The organism is Polaribacter marinaquae, from assembly GCF_038019025.1.
GTDB lineage: Bacteria > Bacteroidota > Bacteroidia > Flavobacteriales > Flavobacteriaceae > Polaribacter > Polaribacter marinaquae.
The window spans coordinates 334,424-357,664 of record NZ_CP150496.1 but is presented as its reverse complement, the minus strand read 5'-3'; the positions used below and the strand labels follow the sequence as shown (position 1 = coordinate 357,664).

14 protein-coding genes are annotated in these 23,241 nt (G+C 27.2%); 8 read left to right on the top strand and 6 right to left on the bottom strand.

Annotated elements, in window-relative coordinates:
* Positions 1 to 111 precede the first annotated feature (111 nt).
* Complete coding sequence (locus tag WG950_RS01650; protein WP_340933733.1) at positions 112 to 1,812, top strand: M23 family metallopeptidase; 1,701 nt, start codon at positions 112 to 114, stop codon at positions 1,810 to 1,812.
* A gap of 7 nt (positions 1,813 to 1,819) precedes the next feature.
* Positions 1,820 to 4,273, top strand: a complete 2,454-nt coding sequence (locus WG950_RS01645; protein WP_340933731.1) for a TonB-dependent receptor — start codon at positions 1,820 to 1,822, stop codon at positions 4,271 to 4,273.
* Here the strand turns inward: WG950_RS01645 and WG950_RS01640 are convergent.
* The 3 genes from WG950_RS01640 to WG950_RS01630 all read right to left on the bottom strand — a co-directional run bounded on the left by WG950_RS01640 (position 4,270) and on the right by WG950_RS01630 (position 12,521).
* Complete coding sequence (locus WG950_RS01640) at positions 4,270 to 5,979, bottom strand: hypothetical protein (protein WP_340933729.1); 1,710 nt, start codon at positions 5,977 to 5,979, stop codon at positions 4,270 to 4,272. The genes WG950_RS01645 and WG950_RS01640 overlap by 4 nt on opposite strands.
* A gap of 104 nt (positions 5,980 to 6,083) precedes the next feature.
* A complete protein-coding gene (locus tag WG950_RS01635; protein WP_340933728.1) occupies positions 6,084 to 12,050 on the bottom strand; it encodes a T9SS type A sorting domain-containing protein in 5,967 nt (1,988 codons plus the stop codon).
* Positions 12,051 to 12,119: 69 nt separating this feature from the next.
* Positions 12,120 to 12,521, bottom strand: a complete 402-nt coding sequence (locus WG950_RS01630) for a helix-turn-helix domain-containing protein (RefSeq protein ID WP_340933727.1) — start codon at positions 12,519 to 12,521, stop codon at positions 12,120 to 12,122.
* 94 nt (positions 12,522 to 12,615) lie between these two features.
* Here WG950_RS01630 and WG950_RS01625 point away from each other — a divergent pair, with 94 nt between their 5' ends.
* Positions 12,616 to 14,433 (top strand): 7TM-DISM domain-containing protein, encoded by a 1,818-nt coding sequence (locus WG950_RS01625; protein WP_340933725.1) that lies wholly within the window; start codon positions 12,616 to 12,618, stop codon positions 14,431 to 14,433.
* Entirely contained in the window at positions 14,426 to 15,049 is a 624-nt protein-coding gene (locus WG950_RS01620) for a response regulator transcription factor (protein ID WP_340933723.1), read from the top strand. The genes WG950_RS01625 and WG950_RS01620 overlap by 8 nt, the downstream gene beginning before the upstream one ends.
* An 11-nt stretch (positions 15,050 to 15,060) precedes the next feature.
* Here WG950_RS01620 and bcp read toward each other — a convergent pair whose 3' ends face one another.
* Positions 15,061 to 15,513 (bottom strand): thioredoxin-dependent thiol peroxidase, encoded by a 453-nt coding sequence (gene bcp, locus WG950_RS01615; protein WP_340933721.1) that lies wholly within the window; start codon positions 15,511 to 15,513, stop codon positions 15,061 to 15,063.
* A 121-nt stretch (positions 15,514 to 15,634) separates the two neighbouring features.
* Between bcp and WG950_RS01610 the strand changes: the two genes are divergently transcribed.
* Positions 15,635 to 16,297 (top strand): endonuclease III domain-containing protein, encoded by a 663-nt coding sequence (locus tag WG950_RS01610; protein WP_340933719.1) that lies wholly within the window; start codon positions 15,635 to 15,637, stop codon positions 16,295 to 16,297.
* Between the two features lie 36 nt (positions 16,298 to 16,333).
* Here the strand turns inward: WG950_RS01610 and WG950_RS01605 are convergent, their stop codons facing one another.
* Positions 16,334 to 16,957, bottom strand: coding sequence for an SDR family oxidoreductase (locus WG950_RS01605; RefSeq protein ID WP_340933718.1), 624 nt, complete (start codon positions 16,955 to 16,957; stop codon positions 16,334 to 16,336).
* Between the two features lie 304 nt (positions 16,958 to 17,261).
* On the bottom strand, positions 17,262 to 17,849 hold the full coding sequence (locus tag WG950_RS01600; RefSeq protein ID WP_077809404.1) for an RNA polymerase sigma factor: 588 nt from the start codon (positions 17,847 to 17,849) through the stop codon (positions 17,262 to 17,264).
* A gap of 212 nt (positions 17,850 to 18,061) precedes the next feature.
* On the opposite strand from WG950_RS01600, the gene uvrA reads away from it, so the two are divergent.
* The 3 genes from uvrA (at position 18,062) to WG950_RS01585 (ending at position 23,179) form a co-directional block, all read left to right on the top strand.
* Positions 18,062 to 20,854 (top strand): excinuclease ABC subunit UvrA, encoded by a 2,793-nt coding sequence (uvrA, locus tag WG950_RS01595; RefSeq protein WP_340933715.1) that lies wholly within the window; start codon positions 18,062 to 18,064, stop codon positions 20,852 to 20,854.
* A complete protein-coding gene (locus WG950_RS01590; RefSeq protein WP_340933713.1) occupies positions 20,855 to 21,955 on the top strand; it encodes a MauE/DoxX family redox-associated membrane protein in 1,101 nt (366 codons plus the stop codon).
* 132 nt (positions 21,956 to 22,087) lie between these two features.
* Entirely contained in the window at positions 22,088 to 23,179 is a 1,092-nt protein-coding gene (locus WG950_RS01585) for a hypothetical protein (protein ID WP_340933711.1), read from the top strand.
* Positions 23,180 to 23,241: the final 62 nt, after the last annotated feature.

The window sequence follows — 23,241 nt, the reverse complement described above, 5'->3', positions numbered from 1 at the left end:
CGTTCTGTTTTAAATATTACAACATTTAATTGATATTTTAATAAATTATTGGCTACTAGCTAATTAGTAAAATGATGTTTTTTACTATTTTTACACAAAAAAACACATTTTTTGAAACAGAAATTATTTATACTCTTATTACTACCGCTTTTTAGTTTAGCTCAAGATAAATATCCAAAAGATTATTTTAGAAACCCTTTAAATATACCAATTGTTTTATCTGGTACTTTTGGCGAATTAAGAAGCAACCATTTTCATTCTGGTTTAGATATTAAAACGCAAGGTAAAGAAGGTTTAAAAGTTGTTGCCGTTGCAGATGGGTACGTTTCTAGAATTAAAGTGCAACAATATGGTTATGGTAAAGCTATTTATGTTACACATCCAAATGGTTATACATCGGTTTATGGTCATTTAAGTAAATTTAATCCAGAAATCGAGGCATACGTTAAATCTATACAATACAAGAAAGAAAATTATGAAACTGGTAATTTATTCCCTAAAAAGAACAAATTTGTCTTAAAAAAGGGCGAATTACTTGCCTATTCTGGTGATACTGGCGGTTCTGGTGGCCCACATTTACACTTCGAAATTAGAAATACAAAATCAGAAAACGTTATAAACCCTTTATTTTTTGGTTTACAAGTAGACGATACCAAATCACCTACAATTCAATCTTTACAAGTTTATCCTTTAAATGAAGGGTCAAGAATTAATCAGCAAAATAATAGTTTTAAAATCGCTGTAAAAAATATTGGTAAAGGTAAATATACTGCAAATAGAATCTTTGCAAGTGGGCGTATTGGTTTTGGTATCAATGTTTTTGATAGACTAAATAAGGCTTTAAATAAAAACGGAATTTATAGCTTAGAAATGTTAGTTAATGGTAAAAGACATTATTATCACGATGTAGAAACTTTTTCTTTTTCTGAAAGCAAATATTTAAATCTATTAATAGATTATGCGTATTATAAAAAGTATAGAAGTCGAATTCAGAAAACCTTTAAAGTAAAAAATAATAAACTATCAATTTATCAAGATCTTGTTGATAAAGGCGAAATAAACATCGAAAATGGTTTAAATTACACCATAAAAATAATAGCTAGAGATTTTAAAGGAAATACAAGCGCTGTTACAATTCCGGTAATTGGTAAAAAAATTAATGCTATTTTCAAAAAACAAAAAGACACTACCATTTATAAAATTACTGCAGATAAATTTCATAAATTTACAAACAAAAATGTAACTGTTGCTTTCCCTAAAAACAGCTTTTATGATGATATTTATTTAGATTTTAAGGTGGAAAACAACATTGCAAAAATACACGACAAAACAGTACCTTTAGATAAAAGTTTTACCTTAACTTTTGATGTTTCTAAATACACAAAAGCACAAAAAGAAAAGTTATATATTGCTAATGTTGAAAATCAAAAATATCCTAGGTACACAAATACAAGAAAAAAAGACAGTACTTTTTACACAACAACAAAAACTTTAGGTAAATACTCTTTAATTTCTGACAATCAAAAACCTAAGGTTAATATTTTGTATTTTAAAAATAATCAATGGATATCGAAATTCAATACTTTAAAAGTCAAAATTTCTGATGTTGGTTCTGGTATCAAAAACTGGCATGCAACTATAGATGGTAAATGGGTTTTAATGCAATTTAATCATAAAAGAAGAATTCTAACATATAATTTTGATGACAATAAATTGATTGGAAGCAAGCATAATTTTAGAATTATAGTGTCTGACAATGTAGGTAATACTACAGAGCGTTCTGCAACGTTTTTTAAGAAACAAACAAATTAATTTATTCGTGAAAAGAAATTTACTATTAATCATATTATTTTTACCGCTTTCTGTTTTTTCTCAGAAAACAACCATATTAAAAGGTACCATAAAAAACACTAATAAAACTGTTATAGAAAACGTATCTGTAGAATATGGCTCAAAAGGAACCATTACTGATAAAAATGGTAATTACTCAATTAGAATACCTTATAAGAAAGAAATTACTTTAAAATTTAGTCATATTAGTTATAAAACTATTTTTCATAAAATTACGGCAAAAAGTAGAAATGCAATTCGCTACTCTCCTACTTTAATTCTTAAAACAGAATCGTTACAAGAAGTGGTTGTAAAAGATAATAGAAAAGCAGCTAGCGGAATCACTAAAATTGACGTAAACAAAGCAAAAAATATTATTGGCGCCAATGAAGGTGTAGAAAATATTTTAATGACTTTACCTGGCGTAAATAATAACAATGAGTTAAGTACACAATATAATGTTAGAGGTGGTAATTTTGATGAAAACCTTGTTTATGTAAACGGAATTGAAGTTTATAGACCTTTTTTAGTAAGATCTGGTCAGCAGGAAGGGCTTAGTTTTATAAACTCTAATATGGTTCAGAATATAGATTTTTCTGCAGGAGGTTTTCAAGCAAAATATGGTGACAAGCTATCTTCTGTTCTAGATATTACATACAAAAAACCAACGGAAACTGTAACTACTATAAATGCAAGTTTATTAGGTGGTAGCTTAACTTTCGAAAGTCCGTTTTTAGAAGATAAATTAACTTTAATCACAAGTTTAAGGTATAGAGATAATAGCTTGTTTGTAAACAGTAAACAAATTGAAACAAACTTTAGACCAAAATTTACAGATTTACAATCTTATATCACGTATAAAGTAAACAACAAAGTTATTATAAACTATCTGAGTAACTTTTCTTTAAACAATTACAATTATCAACCAATATCTAGAAGAACAAGATTCGGTACTGTTGCAAATCCTTTAGAATTAATTGTTTTTTATGAAGGAAAAGAAGAAAACAACTATTTAACGCTTTTTAATGCTTTGTCTGCAGATGTTTCTGTAAATGAAAATTTATCTTTCTCAAGTACAATTTCTTCATACAACACACAAGAAGAAGAGTATTACGATATTGCGGCTTCTTACAATTTAGGAGAAGTTGATGCTAATATTGGCTCTGAAAATTTTGGTGTAGTAGATTTTTCTCAAGGAATTGGATCACAGTTAAATCATGCTAGAAACGATTTAGATGCTTTGATTAATAATGTTCAACTAAAAGGAACTTATAAAAAAGACCGACAACAATTAAATTTTGGTATTAAATATCAACATGAAGATGTTAGAGAAAGAATAAGAGAATGGGAAGTTATTGATTCTTTAGGGTTCTCTGTAAGACCACCAAATCATATTTCAAATAATCAACCTTATAAATCTTTTGAAGGTCCAATTACACCATTTCAAAATATTAGAAAAGATAATAATGTATCTATAAATAGAGTTTCGGGTTTTGTTCAGTTTAATGAGCGTTTATTTATGGGCGACAGTGAATTTTGGTATAATATTGGAATTAGAGCACATAATTGGAGTGTTAAATCTGGCTCTAAAACTTCTAAAAGTCAAACAACCATAAGCCCTCGAATTCAAGCTTCAATTAAACCTAATTGGCATAACGATATGCTTTTTAGATTTGCGGCTGGTTGGTATTCTCAACCACCTTCGTATCGAGAATTAAAAGATTTTAATGGTACTATAAATGAGAATGTAAAAGCTCAAAAATCTATACATTTAGTTGCAGGTATGGATTATAGTTTTGATTTATGGGGAAGACCTTTTAAGCTTACATCAGAATTATATTACAAAAATTTAAATGATATTAATGCTTATTCTGTTGATAATGTTAGAATTCGTTACAGAGCAGATAATTTAACAACAGGTTTTGCTCACGGAATAGATTTAAGATTGAATGGTGAATTTGTACCTGGAAGTGAAAGTTGGGTTAGTTTAGGTTACTTAAAAACAGAAGAAAACATAGAAAATAGAGGTGATATTTCTAGACCAACAGACCAAAGATTAAAATTTGCTGTTTTATTTCAAGACTATGTGCCTAATCTGCCAAATTTAAAGGCTTATTTAAACCTAGTTTATAACACAGGTGTTCCTGGTGGTGCACCGGCTTATGCTGATGTATATCAATTTCAAGAACGACTTCGTGATTACAAAAGAGCAGATTTAGGAATTTCTTATGTTTTTACAGATGCAAACAAACAATACAAAACGGGCTGGTTATCTAATTTTAAAGAACTAACAGCTGGTTTAGAATTATTTAATATGTTTGATATACAGAATTCTATAACCAACACTTGGGTTAGAGATGTGTATTCTAAAAATCAATTTGGGATTCCTAATTTTATGACTGGAAGAGTTCTTAATTTTAAAATAAGAATTAAAATTAATTAATTTAAGGTTAATTCAAACTTACCTTTTTTACTTAAAAATAAAGAGGGTTTTATATTGACTACTTTCATTTTGTAAGATTTTCCTTTATATTGTCTAGTCTGATCTCCCCTCCAAAACATTTTATCATTGAAAGAGCTTGCATAATAAAGAAACTTAGGATCTAATAAATACCTTAACAATTTCTTTTCCCCTGGCTTATAGTGAAACCAACCGATTGTTTCCCATTGGTCTTTAGTATTTTTATGTCTTAAAAGTAATTGAATTTTTTGATTTGTATTATTATGAATAACAAGTTTTACTGCATGAATTTCTTTTGTTAAAGAACCTTTATCGTAAATAAACTTAGATTTTATTTCACCACTATCAAAATAATCGTACCAAGTACCTGTTTTTTTATCGTTAAAATAACTTCCTTTTTCATCTAGAAAATATTTTCCTGATAATGTTTCATAATATATTTTGCATTCTCCGTTCCTTAAACCATTTATAAATTTAGTTTGTTTTTTAAGTTTACCACTTTTGTAATATATTTTAAATGTACCATTTTCTTTACCAGAGGTATAATTACCTGACTCTTTAATTAATCCATCTGAATAATATTCTTTATATGAACCAGTAATTTTGCCATTTAAATAGTTAACACTTTTCTTTAATTTACCATTATAATGATATTCTTTTTGATAACCTGTTTTTTTACCATTTACGTAATTAGTAATTTCTTCTAATGCACCGTTTTTGAAGAATATTTTCTGTAAACCATCTAACTCATCATTTTTATAATTTTTTAAAACTTCAGGTTTTCCATTTTCAAAATAATAAGAATACTCTCCATTGTAACCGTGCTCATTATATTCTATTTTAGACTTTAGTTTACCATTTTTATGGTATGTATACTCTACAGTCTGTCCGCTTATTTCATCACCTTTATAAATCCCCTTGAATAATAATTTATCTTTTTCTAAATATTTAAAAGCAGCTCCGTCCTTATCACCATTAATATAATTGATTTTTGCTCTAAGAGATCCGTCCTCAAAAAACTCTAGATATTCACCATTATACTTTCCTTTAGTATAATTTATAATAAAATTTGGCGACCCGTCTCTGTAATAATTAAAATATAAACCTTCTTCATTATTATCGACAAATGTTACTATGGTTTTTAATTGATGGTTATCAAAATAACTCTTCCACTCTCCTGCTCTTTCTCCTTTAGAATATTTTCCCTCTTCCTTTATTTCACCATTTTCAAAAAAACTTTTAAACAGCCCATCAAAATCCTCATCAACTAAATTACATGTAGCATATATTTTACCAGACTTGTAAACAGCTTTAAATTTATTTGGTTCAATTTCTTTTCCGTTGTCTGCATATTTTTTTTCAATATAATAATCTAAAAAAACACTATTTCCTTGTAACCAGGTTCCTACTTTGTTTCCGTTTATATAATTTCCCTTGAAATAAATATCTCCTTTAGGTACATATCCTTCCCAATAACCATTTTCTTTTCCTTCTTTAAAAGGACCTTTCGCTAGAATTTCTCCTTTCTTGTGATAATAAACCCATTCACCTTCTTTTTTACCATCTATCATTTTACCTTCACCAAATAACTTACCGTCATTGTAATTTATTTTTTTAACTTGAGAGTTCGTAGTTAAAGTTAAAACGATAAAGAATAAGTAAATTATTTTTTTGTGAAATATTGGCATAAAAGAATAAGTTATAATTTGTAACAGGATTTATTATTTTCAAAAATAAAAAACGAATTGACTTTCGTCAACTCGCTTTAAATTAATATACTATCTTCCTTTTTCTATTTTTTAAGAAGCTTTTGCATTAATGTACCTTTATCTGTAATTACTTTAATAAAATACACTCCGCTTGAAAAGCGCGATATATCTAAATCTATTTCTTTAGATTTTAAAACTTTTTTACCTACCAAGTTATACATTTCTATAGATTTTACTAATAAGCCATTAGATAATGATACTGTAATGTAATCTTCTGCTGGGTTTGGGTAAATGGTAATATTATCTTTTAAAAACTGATTATCTACAGACAATACTTTACAAGAAAGGTTATAATTTGCTTCTTTGTCTTTTTTCCAATTCGTATTATTAATTGCAGCATCTACATCATCAACCTCAATACAAGTTAAATTCGGATTTCCGGTAGCATCAAAATTTATTAAAGTACTATTAGCACCATTTTTTAAATTTAAACTACTTAAGTTGTTATTGGTAACAATTAAATCTGTTATACTTGTTAATTTAGAGATGTTTATTGCTTCAATTAAATTGTTGGCAACATTTAAAACTTTTAAATTATTATTAACCGAAAGGCTTCTTCTCTCGCCTGTTATTCTAGACGAAACAACAACTGCATTTGCATTTAATAAACTACTTATATCTGTAATACTGTTTCCAGAAATATTTATACTAGCAGCATTTGTAAATGCTTCTAAACCTTGTACCGAAGTTATATTTCTTCCACTTAAATCTAAATCACCTGTAAAAGCCTGAGCTTCTTCGTAGGTTACAACTCCGTCACCATCATCATCTAAGCCAGCAAAAGTAACCAAAGCCGTTTCTAAGTTTGTATCTGTAGTATAAACTTCCCATTCTGATGCGCAATCTATATTATAACTTACCGTTGCATCTTTTTCTAACCAATTTTCATCAGAAAAAACAACATTATCAACAGCGATACAACTAAGATTTTCGTTATTTTTAATATCGAATTCTACAATAGATTGATTATTTCCGTTTCTTAAATAAGCTCTTTCTAGCGCATTATCATTTAAATATAATTTAGTTAATGCTGTATTTTGGTTAATATCAATATTTATAATGTTATTATTACCTAAATACAACTCTTCTAATAGCGTGTTGTTTGTTAAATCTAAGCCAGTTAAAGCATTATCGCTTGCAATTAAAATTTTAAGCTTTGGATTTTTAGATATATCTAAAGATGTTAAGCCAGAATTTATTACATCAATTCTTGTTAATTCTACATTATTAGAAAAATCTAAATCAGTAATATTATTATCTCCCATTCTTAAATCATACAATTTTGTGTTTTTAGAAATATCTAATGACGTAATATTAGTTTCAGACACATATAATCTTTCTAGATTTAGTAGCATAGAAACGTCGATTGTACTAATTGCTGTTTTCCATAAATGGATTCTATTTAAAGATAAGTTATTAGAAAAATCCACTGCTGTTAAACCGAAATTCCAATCTAATTGTAATGATTCTAAAGCTGTATTTTTAGAAATATCTATTGATGTTAACTCATTTATATTTAACCATAATCTGGTTAAAGCAACATTATTTGTTAGATCTATGGTTGTTATTTTATTCTCGCCTGCATAACAATATTCTAAATCAACTAAACTGCTAATATCTAAAGAACTAAGTTGATTTTGATCGATACTTAAAATTTTAAGCTTTGTGTTATTTGATATATCTATAGTAGTTAATAAGTTATTTCTAACTTCTAAAGTAGTAATATTTATAAACGCTTCTACTCCTGTTAAATCTTCAATTCCTTTTCCATTAGCCACAATACCTCCAGAAAAAGCTTGAGCTTCTGAAACCTGAATTTCATTATCGCTATTTAAATTAATTAAAGTATTAGAAATTAAAGCAGATTTGAAATTTACATCCGGGATATTAACTATATCTTCTGTAACAAAACCACAATCTATATTAAATAATGATGCATTAACTTCTGGAAAACTTGATGACACAGTAGTTACATCATCTACTTTTATACATGTTAAATTTGGAGAATTGCTTACATCAAATTCAGTTAGACTTGTATTATTACCGTTTTTTAAATCTATTTTTAACAAATTAGGATTATCCCCTGCTAATAAACTAGTTATTGGAGATTTACCTAATTTTAATTCAGAAATACCTGTATTGTAAATCCCTAATCGATACATTTTTGTTTGTGCAGAAAAATCCATTTGAGTAAGGTTAGAATTATCTGCTAACCAAACTTCTAATAAATTAGGGTTATTAAATAGATTAACTGAACCAATATTTGTTTGTTCTGCTGTTAAAATTCTCATTTCTGTTTGAGCAGAAACATCTAGAGAAGAAATAGGATTAATACCAATAGCTAAATTGTCTATTTTGGTATTTGCGCTTAAATCAATTTCTGTTAATAGATTTGCCTCAATCCACGCAATAATTAATTCAGGGTTCTTTGTTAAATCTAAACTAGTAATCTGATTATTATAGATTCTTAAATCACTTAAAACAGTATTTTTAGTAATGTCTAATGCAGTTAATTTACCGTCAAAAATAGAAAGTCTTTCTAATTTTGTGTTATTGCTAAGATCAATGCTTGTAAAAAGGTTTGCACTCGCATAAAGAAATTCTAGATTTGGCAAATTTGTTACGTCTAAAGATGATAACTGATTATTCCAGACATATAACCTTTCTAATAATGTATTATTTGAAAGATCTAAACCATTCGAAAAAGGATTATCTGATGTATATAACCAAGTTAGTTTTGTGTTGTTTGAAGTATTTAAACTTGTTAATTGATTACCATGAACAAATAAATCTTTTAGATTTAATAATGTAGAAACATCTACTGATGTAAACTGATTTCTCATAATCCCTAAACGTTCTAAAGCAGAATTATTTGAAACGTCTATTGATGTTAACTGATTGTCATTTACAAATAACGAGATTAAATTAACATTAGCAGAAACATCTATAGTTGATAATTGATTTTCACCCAAACTTACATCAACCAAACTAGTATTATCTGATAAATCTACAGTTGAAATTTCATTTTGTCGAACATCTAAATAAGTTAGACTTGTCATAGAAGCTATACCAGAAATATCTTTTATTTTTCCTGAAACATTAGGTGTAAATTCATTTTCTAAAGGATTTCCAATTTTTAAGCTATCAATTAAAACAGCATCAGTTTTTAGTATTGTACCATTTAAACCATTAGAATCAAAACCAAGATCTATTAAAGCTTGTTCAAAGTTTGCATCTGGCACAGAAACAAGATCATCAGAAATACCACAGCTTGTATTAAAAACTATTCCGTTGCTTATATTTGTAAAGTTAGAATTTGCATAACTAACATCATCAACAGTAACACAAGTTAAATTAGGGTTGTCTGTAATTTCTGCATATGTTATACTTGTATTATGACCATTTCTTAAATTTAGTTCACTTAACAGCGTATTTGCAATTACAAAAGACTCTAATTTTGTATGCTTAGACAAGTCTAAAGTTCCTGTTTTTTTAACTTGATTAATGTCTATTTCTTTTAAAAGTAAATTATTAGAAAGATCGATATTGTTAAGCTTGGTATCGAAAATTATAAGCTTTTCTAGTTTTGTATTATTATCTAAATTTAGTTGTGTTAAATTTGTTTTCCAGCCATATAATTCTTTTAAACTAGGTTTATCTGTTACATCTATTGTTGCAATTTCATTATTTCCAAAAGCCAAAACTTCTAAAGAATCATTTACAGCAATATCTAAACTTGTTAAATTATTAGAATTCGCATTTAACAAGGTTAAATTTGTATTATTAGAAATGTCGATTGAACTTAAATTTAATCCTGCAAGTATTAACTCTTTTAGGTTTGTATTTGTTGATACATCCAAAGCACTAATTGTATTCGTTTCTAAACTTCCACCTAAGTCTTCAAAATTACCACCCAACCATAAGTATTCTAAATTTACATTTGCGTTTACATCTATTGTTGTAATATGATTATTATGTGCTCTTATAAACGTTAAAGCACTATTTTCAGAAACATCTAAACCAGTTATTTGGTTTCCGTCTACCAAAAGTTGTGTTAAAGACAAATTATTAGTTAAATCTAAATTACCTGTAATGGCATTGTTTGAAGCCCATAATATGGATAGATTTAGGTTTTGAGAAACATCTAAACTTGTCATTGCTTGATTCGGTATTCTTAAAGTTTCTAAACTTGGTAAACCGGTTAAATCTAGCGATGTTATTTTGTTATATGCTAATTGTATAAAAGTTAAGTTTGGTGAGTTGCCAAAGGTTACAGTTTCTAAATTTGATAGTGTTGTTAAATAAACACTTTTTAAATTGGTATTCATAGATAAATCTACACTTGTTAAACCACTACTTCCGCCAAATAGACTAATTAATTCTAAGTTTATATTTTTAGTAACATCTAGTTCAGACAAATTATTACCATCTAAATTTAAATATTTTAAGTTTATATTTTTTGTAACATCAATAGCAGTTAAACTATTATTTTTTGCCCTTAAATAAATTAAGTTAGACATTTTTTCAACTCCAGATAAACTTAAAATTTCTTTATTATCAATTTTTAAGCTATCAATTAACAGTGCATCCGAACTTAATATATTTCCATTTAATCCGTTAGAATCAAAGCCTAAATCAATTAAAGCTTGTTCAAATTTAGAATCAGGAATCGTAGTAACTTCTGTCGCAGAACAATCTAAATTAAAAGCTGCGTTTTCATCTTTTAGCCATGTAGTTGTAACTTGTGATTCTGCAATTTGAATACACGATAAATTTTCGTTTTCTTGTAGGGTAACGCTTACTATTTCTGGATCTGAAATTAATAATAAGTTATTACTAATATCTAAATTCGAAAGATTGTTTCCGTTTAAATACAAGTTTGTTAATTTATCTAAATCAGATAAATTAACACTAGTAAAATCGTTATTTTCAATAGAAAACCAATATAAATTTGATAAGCTTGTAAAATCTAAATTAGAAACATTATTGTTATCTAAAACTAATACTTGTAACTTATTATTATTAGAAACATCTAAACTCGTTAAATTATTATCAACAAAAGTAAAAAACTCTAATTCTGTGTTTTTACTAATATCAATAGCAGACATATTACCATTAAATCCACCATAAATACGTTTTAAATTTACGTTTTTAGATAAATCTATAGAAGAAATACCAACTCCGTAAAAAGTAATGAATTCTAAATTTACATTATTGCTGACATCAATAGAGTTTATAGGATTGTTCGAAAATCTTAAATCTTTTAAATTGATATTATTAGATAAATCTAATGTAGAAATTGTATTATTTGGATTTAATTGATGATTATTTTCTATGCGAAGTGTTTCTAATAAAGTATTATTTGTAACATCTAAACTCGATAACAAATTATCATAAGCTCTTAAAACAACTAGATTTATATTACTCGAAACATCTAAGTTTGTTAACTGATTTCCATGAGCATAAAACTCTTTTAAATTGACTAAATGAGATACATTAATAGCTGATATTTGATTATTCATAATACCTAATCGCTCTAAATTGTTATTATTAGAAATATCTATAGAAGTTAATTGATTTTCATTTACAAATAATGAAACTAAATTGATATTATTACTAACATCAATTGTGGATAATAAATTGGTGCCAATACTAACATCTACTAAAGCAGTATTTGTAGATAAATCTACTGTAGTAATTTCGTTTTCTCTTACATCTAAATAAGTTAGATTTGTCATTGAGTCAATACCAGAAATATCTGTTATTTTTCCTAAAACATTTGGTGTTAATTCGTTTTCTAACGGATTTCCAATTTTCAAACTGTCAATTAATAGTGCATCCGAACTTAAAATATTTCCATTTAATCCGTTAGAATCAAAACCTAAATCAATTAAAGCTTGTTCAAAATTTGTGTCTGGAATTGCAACAGTTTGGCTAAACATGTTAAGACTAAAGATAGATACTAATAATAAAAATAATTTTGTTTTCATTTTACTGTTTTTTCATAATAACTATTGATAAAGGAATCTAGTAATTCTAGATTTTGGGGAAATTTTTAATTATGCTAAGTCAAAAGCTTTCGCATAATTATACCAATCGAATATTGAGGTTAAATTCAACTTTTGCTTAATTCGCTTTCTATGAGTAGAAACTGTTGATGTTTCTATAAATAAACTATTTGCAATTTCGCAAGAGGATTTTCCCTTAATTACAAGTGTAAAAACCTCTTTTTCTTTACAAGTTAATGTTTCAAAATATTTTTTATTTTCTAGTACAAACTGCCTATTTCTTTCTAATTCTTCTGAATAAGAAATTAATTTTGGCAAATCTTCTTGTTTGATATTAAAAAAGAAAAGAAAGTCTCTAATAAAGCTAATAGACAATTTCCTATCTATCGATTCATTATCCTTTTTTGAAATTAATTCTAAATTTGACTTATCAAATAGTTTAACTACCCCCATAATTTTTTAAGCATTTTATAAGCTTTGTAAAATTAATTGTAGTTCTTTAAAAAAAACCATACTTTAGTATTGTCTTTTAGAACTTTAGAACCCATTGAAAAAAATTACTCTCCTCTTTTTTATTCATATTTTTAGTTTTATTAGTGCTCAAGAAAAACAAAAATCGGTTTATGATGATTTAAAATATTTTGACACTAAAGAGCAAAATCTTTCAATTTTAGAGATAATACACAATTATGAATCAGGAGAATTTCAAAAAGAAGAAAATCAAAAAATTTACAAAATTTTAAACGGTAAAACGTTTTGGTATCATTTCTCTTTAGACAATACTTCAAAAAAAATAGATAAAAAATACTTTACAATTGCCAATACTTATTTAGATTTTGGTAAAGTTTACTTGAAAAAAGGAAATAAAATTGATACCCTTTCTAGTGTTTCTTACAACGAACTTTTTCCGCATAAAAACATTTTTTACAGAAATCCAGTTTGGAAAATTGAAACCGATAGCATTTTAAAAACTGATGTTTTTTTAAGAATAAAAAATAGCACTGGTAGAACTAGATTGGCTCTTTATTTAGAAAATGAAAATGATTTTTTGAAACGAGTACAATCAGAATATTTTTATTTCGGACTTTTTATAGCTTTTTTAATAAGCATGACTCTTATACTTGTCTTTTTTGCAGTATTAAAAAAAGAATATGCTGTTTTATTTTATGCAGCATATATAGTTACTGTATTTTTCGAATTTTTGGCAGGCAAAGGCTTAGGAGTACAATATATTTGGTCTGATAGCGTATTTTTAATTAATAATGTTAGAAGTTTTAGCCAAACAATTGGTGTGCTCTGTATGGGTTTATTCTATTTAAATTTTTATAAATTAAATGCAAATCAAAAAATATCAAAAAGAATTTTTAAATGGGGAGCATACTTCACAATTCCGTTTGTATTATTATATGTTTATAAATTTTTCTTCGGAGGATTCATAAACTTATATCTTTATGTTTGGACAGTTTTAAAGATAATCGCGTTTATTTGGGTTTTAAATCATATCTATTTAACAATTAAGAAACAATTACCTTTATACTTAGTCATAGCTTTTATTGTACCAATTTTAGCTGTTATAAATGGTCAAATTATGAACCCGGAAGTACATAATACATTAGCAATTAAATATAGCGGACCAAATATTTATTATTTAGCACTATCATTAGAAATTTTGCTATTTACGCGCTATATTTTTGGTACTGTTATAGATACTCAAAGAAGTTATTTTAAGTTGAAAAAAGTTAGTGATGAACTTAAATATAACTTTCAAAATAAGACACTAGAAGTACAGCAACAAGAACGCAACAAACTTGTAAATAATGTGCATGATACCTTTGGCGGATATTTAGAAGCTTTAAAACTGAGACTTTTACAAAAAGCAGACAATACACCAGAAAAAGTACAAGAAATTTTAGATGCTTTTTATAAAGACTATAGATATTTACTAAACAGTTTATATGCTCCTAAAATCAATTCAGAAAACTTTATTTCTAGTTTGATAGAATTTTGTGAAAAATTAGATAAACTTACAAATCAGAAAATATCACATAACTTTAATCTAGACGGTATAGATTTGCCACAAGATAAATGTGTTCACATCTATCGAATTATATCAGAATTAACTACCAACGCAATAAAACATTCTAAATCAACCATAATTAATATCAATATTCATCAACAAAAAAATAAAGTTGTTTTTATAGAAGTAAAAGATGATGGTATTGGCTTTAATACTGATAAAATTTCCGATTCAAGTTTCGGTTTAAATAGTATAAGAGAAAGAGTTTCTCAGTTAAAAGGAACCTTAAATATTATTTCTGATAAAACCGGAAGTACTTTTAAAATTGAAATCCTTGTAAATGATTAAAAGTCCAATAAATATAGTAATTGCTGATGACAATCGTTTTTTTTGCGATGCATTAAAAGATAGTTTAAATTTTCATGAAGAATTAAATGTAATACAAACGTTTAATAATCTTGATCATTTAATTTCTTTTACATCACTAAACAAATTTGACGTTTTAATCTTAGACGTAAATTTTAATGGAAAGAGTTCTTTAGATTTCTTAAATGAAATTAAAAAGAATAACAATTTTAAAATCATTGCTTTAACAACCATGAACAATAATTATATTAAAAATAAAGCAATAAGTAACGGTGTAGATTTTTTTGTTGGAAAGGATGAAGATTTAGAAAATTTTAAAGAAGTTATTCTTACTTGTTTTATGAGTAAAACCGTTAAAAAGAATAAATCTTCTTTTAAAGTAGAAATCGATAATTATAAGTTTACAAAAAGAAAATTAGAGATTTTACAAGCATTATATGATTATTCGAATAAAAAAGAAAAAGAACTCTCTGCAATCTTAAACATTACAGAAAGTTCTTTAAAATCTCATAAAAGGGAGCTTTTTGAAATTACGTTAACAAAAAGTACACCAGAATTAATAAAATTCGGTATTCAAAAAGGAATAATAATTACCTAAAAAGGTATTCATTATTCTAAAATTTGGGCTGCATGCGCCTTTGTTTTTACCTTTGAAATTACATCTTCTATAACACCATTTTCATCTATAACAAAAGTGGTTCTATGAATTCCGTCATACTCTCTTCCCATAAATTTTTTAGGTCCCCAAACATTAAAAGCCTCAATTACTGCTTTATCTTCATCTGCTAATAGAGGAAATGGCAATTCATTTTTATTGATAAAATTTTGTTGTCTTTTTGCAGAATCTGCGCTTACACCCAAAACATCATAGCCTTTGCTTAAAAAAGTTTGATAATTATCTCTTAAATCACACGCTTCATTAGTACAACCTGGTGTACTTGCTTTTGGATAAAAAAATAGAACTAATTTTTTACCGCTGTAATCTGATAATTTAATTGTGTTACCTGTGTTGTCTTTTGCTTCAAATTCCGGAGCTTTGTCTCCTATTTTTAATGATGTCATTTGTCTTGAAATTTTAGAATATAAAAATAGAAAGTTTTTTACTTTAATTATTAAAAAAAGTAAAGTAATACTAAAGAATTTACTTTTAACTTTTTTTAACTTTACACCTTATCTATTATTTATGACAAAGCAAGAAAAAGTACAATTTGTAATTGATACACTTCAAGAAAAATATCCAGAAATTCCTATTCCGTTAGATCATAAAGATCCGTATACATTGTTAATTGCAGTATTGCTGTCTGCACAATGTACAGACGTTAGAGTAAATCAAATTACACCATTATTGTTTGCCAAAGCAGACAATCCTTTTAATATGGTAAAAATGTCTATTGAAGAAATTAAGGAAATCATAAGACCATGTGGTTTGTCTCCAATGAAAAGTAAAGGAATTTACGGTTTGTCTAAAATTTTAATAGAAAAATATGATGGCGAAGTTCCTCAAAGTTTCGAAGGTTTAGAAGAATTACCTGCTGTTGGTCATAAAACTGCAAGTGTTGTAATGAGTCAAGCATTTGGTGTACCCGCTTTTCCGGTAGATACGCATATTTTAAGATTGATGTATCGTTGGAATTTAAGTAACGGAAAAAGCGTTGCACAAACAGAAAAAGATGCAAAAAGATTATTCCCAAGAGAACTATGGAATGATTTACATCTTCAAATTATTTGGTACGGAAGAGAATATTCTCCTGCTAGAGGCTGGAATTTAGACAACGACATTATTACTAAAACAATTGGTAGAAAAACAGTTTTAAACGAGTATTATAAAACAAAAAAAACACCTTAAAAAGGTGTTTTTTTTGTTTTATAATATTGTAATATCTTAATGAGGAACTGCTTGACCAATTAATGTTTCTCCTTCTATAATTTCGAAAGTTTTATTAATTGCGGCTGTGTCATGTAAAGATCTAACTAAAGTTTGTGCTACATCATCTCTTGTAATTTTACCAGATTTATTAAGTTTTCCGCTTAGTTCAATTTTTCCTTTTCCTTTTTTGTCAGTTAAAGACCCTGGTCTAACAATAGAATATGTAAGATTACTTTCTTTTAAATAAACATCAGCATTGTGTTTCGCTTTTAAATATTCTTGCAAATCATCTGCTTGCTCAGGATTGTCTGCTCCCATAGAACTTAACATTACAAACTTAGATACGTTTTCTTTTATTGCTGCATCTATCATTCTTTTAGCTCCTTCTTGATCTACTTCTACTACTTTTTTACCACCAGAACCAGCGGCAAAAATAACTTTGTCTATATTTTTAGTTGTAAAAGAAACATCTTCTTCTAAATCTGCTAAAACGGTTTTAATATTTTTATCTTCAAATTGCTTTTTTTGTTCTTCTTTTCTAACCATAGCAATTGGATTAAAATATTGTGATGTTTCTAATAAATTAACTATTTTTTTTCCTGTGGTACCATTTGCACCTGCTACTAATATGTTTTCCATGGCTGCAAGTTACTTAGATATTAGATTTTGTATTAACTCATTTAATTTTTTAAATAGTGCATATAAAAAAAGCCCCAACGTTAGTTGAAGCTTTTTCCACTCTTAATTCAAATTCAATTCAATGAAGTTATTTGATTTTGTTTTTTCAATTCGTAGAGATTTGGAAAAATTAATCAAAAATTGAACTGTTTCTTTTTTTGGTTGCCTCTGATAATCAGAAGACTTTTTAGAGTAAAGTTGCATCATATAAATTATTTAATATATTGGTTTCTAATTTAATAACGACGCATTTTAAACTTTATTGTTAATTCACCAAAATAATTTTATGTTTATCTATTAGCTTACGCATATTTATTAAAGCATAACGCATTCTACCTAAAGCTGTATTTATACTTACGCCTGTATTTTCGCTTATTTCTTTAAAGCTCATATCTTTATACATTCGCATAACTAAAACTTCTTTTTGCTCTTGTGGCAACTCATTAACAAGCTCTCTTACATTATCGTAAATCTGTTCTTGTATAATTTGTTTTTCTGCATTTAAGCTACCGTCATGTAAAACAGAAAAAATGTCAAACTCATCAGTATTTTTAAATGAAGGCATTCTATTATTCTTTCTAAAATAATCAATTACTAGATTATGAGCAATTCTCATAACCCAAGGTAAAAACTTTCCTTCTTCATTATAATTTCCTTTTTTTAAAGTTCTAATTACTTTAATAAAAGTATCCTGAAAAATATCTTCTGTTAAATCTTTATCTTGTACTTTACTGTAAATAAAGCTAAAAAGGCGTTGTTGGTGTCTGTTGATTAAAATAGCTAAAGAGGCTTCTTTACCTTTAATATAATCGCTTACTAAAATGCTATCTGAAATTGTATTAGTACGTATCATAATTACTTGTAGAAAAGCCGTTAGTGCTTTTCTTATTATTATTTGTTAATAATTTTTAAAGTAATTTTATACTATATACGTCTAATTTTGTGAGGTTTATACTACAAATATGAATATTTTTTATTTAAAGTACAAACTTTTTACAAAAAAGATTTTAGTAATTTCTAAATGAGGTAATTTTTTGGTAATTTTATAGCTTATATTTTTGATACATGAAGACAGATATTTCAGCCGTAAATCCTAAAGAAAACATCATTATAAAAGGTGCCAAATTGCACAATTTAAAAAATATAGATGTTGTAATTCCTAGAAATAAATTAGTAGTTATTACAGGTCTTTCTGGTTCTGGTAAATCTTCTTTAGCTTTTGATACCCTTTATGCAGAGGGCCAAAGGCGTTATGTAGAAAGTTTAAGTTCCTATGCAAGACAATTTTTAGGTAAATTACACAAACCTAAAGTAGAGTATATTAAAGGTATTGCACCCGCAATTGCAATAGAGCAAAAAGTTAACTCTACAAACCCAAGGTCTACTGTTGGTACAAGTACAGAAATTTACGATTATATAAAATTATTGTTTGCTAGAATAGGTAAAACCTTCTCTCCTATTTCTGGTAATGAAGTTAAAAAAGATACTGTTTCGGATGTTGTAAATTTTATAAAAAAATTTAACGACAACACTAAATTACTTTTACTTGCACCTGTAACTATAGATGAAAACAGAGATTTAAAAACCGTTTTACAAGTTTTAGAGCAGCAAGGTTATGCAAGACTTAAATGGAATGATAAAGTATATAAAATTACTAGTTTTCCGCAAGAAGAATTTAAAAATGAACCTTTACTTTTAGTTGTAGATAGAATTGTAAAAAAAGATGATGAAGATTTCTACAATCGATTAGCAGATGCTATACAGACTGCTTTTTTTGAAGGAAAAGGTGTTTGTTTTGTAGAAAATTTAGAAGATAATAATGTTTCAGAATTCAGTAATAAATTCGAATTAGATGGCATTACTTTTTTAGAACCTAACACACATTTATTTAGCTTTAACAATCCATACGGCGCATGCCCAACTTGCGAAGGATATGGAAATGTAATTGGCATCGATGAAGATTTAGTAATACCAAACACAGGTTTATCCATTTTTGAAGACGCTATTTTTCCTTTTAAAACACCTGCTTATGTTCATTATAAAGAAGATTTAATAGAAGTTGCTTATAAATTTGACATTCCAATTCATAAACCTTGGTTTGAACTTTCAGACAAACAAAAAGAGTTGGTTTGGAATGGTAATAGTTCTTTTCACGGAATCCATCATTTCTTTTCTGTTTTAGAAGAAAAAAGTTATAAAATTCAGAATCGTGTAATGCTTTCTCGTTACCGTGGCAAAACAAAATGTACAACTTGTAATGGCAAGCGTTTAAGAGAAGAAACTAATTATGTTAAAATCAATTCTAAAAACATTTCAGATTTAGTTGCTTTGCCTTTAGACGAATTGGCTTCTTTCTTCAAGGAAATTAAACTGAATAAATATGAAGAAAAAATAGGTAAAAGACTGCTTACAGAAATTAACAACAGATTGCAGTTTTTAACTAATGTTGGTTTAAATTATTTAACCATTAACAGAACATCTAACACACTTTCTGGTGGAGAAAGTCAGCGAATTAATTTAGCAACATCTTTAGGAAGTTCTTTGGTTGGTTCTATGTATATTTTAGATGAACCTAGTATTGGTTTACATCCTAAAGATACAGAAAGATTAATTGGCGTTTTAAAAGATTTAAGAAATTTAGGTAACACTGTAATTGTGGTAGAACATGATGAAGATATCATGAAAGAAGCAGATTATATTATTGATATTGGTCCGGAAGCAGGAACCTACGGAGGAAATGTTGTTGCTGAAGGTAATTTTGATGAAATTTTAAAATCTGATTCTTTAACAGCAAAATATTTAAATGAAGATTTAACAATCGAAGTTCCTAAAAAAAGAAGAAAATCAAACAATAAGATACAAATTCTTGGCGCTAGAGAAAATAATTTAAAAAATGTGGATGTTACATTTCCTTTAAATTGTTTATCTGTTATTACAGGGGTTTCTGGTTCTGGTAAAAGTACTTTAGTTAAGAAAATTCTGTATCCAACAATGCAAAAGAAATTAGTTGGTTATGGTGATAAAATTGGGCAACACACAGATGTAATTGGTAATTTTGACACCTTAAAACATGTTGAGTTTATCGATCAAAATCCTATTGGTAGATCTTCTAGATCTAATCCTGTTACGTATATCAAAGCCTATGATGATATTAGAGCGTTATTCTCAAATCAGAAATTATCTAATATCAGAAATTACAAACCAAAACACTTTTCTTTTAACGTAGAAGGTGGTAGATGTGAAGTTTGTAAAGGCGAAGGTGAAGTTACAATAGAAATGCAATTTATGGCCGATGTGCATTTAGAATGCGAAACTTGTAACGGTAAAAGGTTTAAAAAAGAAGTATTAGAAGTTAAGTTTGATGGTAAATCTATTGATGATATTTTAAATCTAACTATTGATGATGCTGTTGCTTTTTTTACAGAAAATTTAGTACTAAAAATAGCCAACAAATTAAAGCCTTTACAAGATGTTGGTTTGGGATATGTAAAATTAGGACAATCTTCTTCTACCCTTTCTGGCGGAGAAGCACAACGAATAAAACTAGCATCGTTCTTAGTTAAAGGAAACACAAAAGACAAAGCCTTGTTTATTTTTGATGAACCTACAACTGGTTTGCATTTTCATGATATTAAAAAACTATTAGCTTCTTTTAATGCTTTAATAGAACGCGGACATTCTATTGTTGTAATTGAGCATAATATAGAATTGATAAAGTGTGCAGATTATATCATAGATTTAGGCTTAGAAGGTGGTAAAAATGGTGGTCAACTTATTTTTGAAGGTACGCCAGAAGAATTGGTGAAAAATAAAAAATCGTACACTTCTAAATATTTAGCAGAAAAATTAAATTTATAAATGATAACTAATATAACTAACGAACAAAAGGTAAATTACGTTAGAATCCTAGCTATATTAGGGGTTTTAATATTGATGATATATGCTCCTAAATTATGGATTACCACAAAAGTTTTTCCTGTAATCCCTTTATTTGATTGGTTACAAATTCCTACAAATCCTTTAGATTATATTTTAGCTGGAAGTTTTTTTCTTTTACAAATTGTATATATTTTTCAAAATAAAAGATGGCAAGGTCTTCTAATTCTTTTATTATATATTTATCTTTCTTTAGTTGATCAAAATAGACTACAACCCTACTTCTATCAAAGCTTTCTAACAATTTTAGCAATTGAAGTTTTCCCAAAGAAAACAGACTATAAAAAAGTTCTTTATGCAGTTATTTTAGTTTTTTTTGCAACTTATTTCTGGAGCGGAATTCAAAAAGTAAATGGTGAATTCTACATTCAATGGTTAAGTGCCTTAGAAAAGCATTTTAGCTTTTTACCGCATATATTATTAGAATATTTTACATACGCTGTACCTTGGTTAGAAGCATCTATGGGTGTTTTATTATTGTTTAATAAAACCAGAAAATTTGCCGTTTTATTTATTTTATTAATGCATGCAACAATAACATTTTTGTTATTTTACTTAGGCTACGGTTACAATGTTGTACCTTGGAATATCCAAAATATGTTATCAGTTTTTATCATATTTTGGTCTTTAAAAACAATAAATTTTTCAGATTTCTTTATCAAATTTTATAACAAACAAAAAGCTGTTATTTTAGTTTTTACAATGTTATTACCATTGGCAAATAATTTAACTGGTTTTTACGATAATTTATTATCATTTCATTTTTTTACTGCAGATTTGAATTATTACAATATTATTCTTAGTGAAGAATTAGAAGATAATTTACCAGAACACATTCAAGATTTTTATCGTTACAAAAACGGTAAAGCCTATTTAAACATGAATGAATGGGCTCAATATGATAATAAAGTATTATTTTATCCAGAAGAAAGAATCATAAATTATATGAATTCTTATTTAAAATCTTTTGCTAAAAACCCTAATCAAGAAGGTTTAACAACACTAGAAATCTACAATCATTAACAGGTTTTTTATTGGTATTTACAGTTTAATTTACGAATTCTAATTGATATCTCACGAATTCTAAAACAGCTAAAATTTAAGCTTTCTTCTAAACTACTTTTACAGTGTAATAACACAAAAAAAGTAGAAATCATGAGAAACATTTTAAGAAAAACATTCGTTGTATCGTCTTTAATAATAGCATCTAGCAGTTTTATTAGTTGCGATACATCATCAGAAAAAAAAGCATCAGAAAATTTAGCAATTGTAGAAACATCTAAAGAAATTACAGAAGAAAACACTGATATCACTTACAAAAAACCGATCGTTTTTATTGCTGGTTTTGATAAAGGAAATGAAACTTTTTATAAAGATGCTAGAAAATATTTCACAGAAGAAGGTTTAAAGGTTATCGATGGTAAATATTCTTTAGAGGAAATTATTTTGTGGCTTAACGAAAACGGAAACAATCAACCTTACAGCGAAATTCATATTGTAAATAAAAGCAATCCCTTTAAAGGTATGAATTTAGAAACTGTGGTTAGAGGTGATAAAATTACTTCAGAAACTTTAAGAAAAACAATTACGCAAGGTAGTTTACCTAAACTAGAAGATGTAGTAAATACCAATTCAAAAATTATATTTCATGCTTCAGGTTTGGTAGAAAATAAAGAACTTTTAAAAACACTAAAAGATGCTTTTTACACAAAAAACAATCCAAAAGTTGTAGCATCACCTTATCACACAATTTTTGGTGGTCGATTTTCCAATCATTATTTAGCACAACCATATTATGTATTTTATCCTACTTCATATTCACCTGGTAAAATGGATCTTTCTAAAGAAATTGCAAGAAAATATCCAGAAGAAAATGATATTGATTGGTATGATGCACTAAATAATGAAGAAGAAAGATATGTTGGAGAGCCTTATAATACACAGTTTTCTATACCAATTAAGTGGGAATTTGATTATTATAATACAGATAATGAAATGCCTAAATTTAAGTCTGTAGATGAATTAAAAGATTGGATTGAAACACAAGAAGATTTAATGTATGATATCGAAAAACACAACGTATCGATAGATAAATTTAGATGGAATTGGTCTGTAAAAGCAAGTAAATTAGTAATTAGAGGTAGAACAACAGGTTTGTGTGTTTTAAAGCCACTTGTAAAACCATATGGCGAATTAGAACATGTAAAACCAGATACTAGCAACAAGCGTTTGTATGCTTTAAAATAAAGTGAATTAGAGAAAGTAGTTGTAATAAACGTCATTACCCAAAATTTAAAATGGTGTAATGG

What these genes read in the sequence shown, in the direction of transcription:
- WG950_RS01640 (WP_340933729.1), bottom strand. Translation starts at nt 5,979, where the DNA reads ATGCCAATATTTCACAAAAAAATAATTTACTTATTCTTTATCGTTTTA.
- WG950_RS01635 (WP_340933728.1), bottom strand. Translation starts at nt 12,050, where the DNA reads ATGAAAACAAAATTATTTTTATTATTAGTATCTATCTTTAGTCTTAAC.
- WG950_RS01630 (WP_340933727.1), bottom strand. Translation starts at nt 12,521, where the DNA reads ATGGGGGTAGTTAAACTATTTGATAAGTCAAATTTAGAATTAATTTCA.
- WG950_RS01620 (WP_340933723.1), top strand. Translation starts at nt 14,426, where the DNA reads ATGATTAAAAGTCCAATAAATATAGTAATTGCTGATGACAATCGTTTT.
- bcp (WP_340933721.1), bottom strand. Translation starts at nt 15,513, where the DNA reads ATGACATCATTAAAAATAGGAGACAAAGCTCCGGAATTTGAAGCAAAA.
- WG950_RS01610 (WP_340933719.1), top strand. Translation starts at nt 15,635, where the DNA reads ATGACAAAGCAAGAAAAAGTACAATTTGTAATTGATACACTTCAAGAA.
- WG950_RS01605 (WP_340933718.1), bottom strand. Translation starts at nt 16,957, where the DNA reads ATGGAAAACATATTAGTAGCAGGTGCAAATGGTACCACAGGAAAAAAA.
- WG950_RS01600 (WP_077809404.1), bottom strand. Translation starts at nt 17,849, where the DNA reads ATGATACGTACTAATACAATTTCAGATAGCATTTTAGTAAGCGATTAT.
- uvrA (WP_340933715.1), top strand. Translation starts at nt 18,062, where the DNA reads ATGAAGACAGATATTTCAGCCGTAAATCCTAAAGAAAACATCATTATA.
- WG950_RS01590 (WP_340933713.1), top strand. Translation starts at nt 20,855, where the DNA reads ATGATAACTAATATAACTAACGAACAAAAGGTAAATTACGTTAGAATC.
- WG950_RS01585 (WP_340933711.1), top strand. Translation starts at nt 22,088, where the DNA reads ATGAGAAACATTTTAAGAAAAACATTCGTTGTATCGTCTTTAATAATA.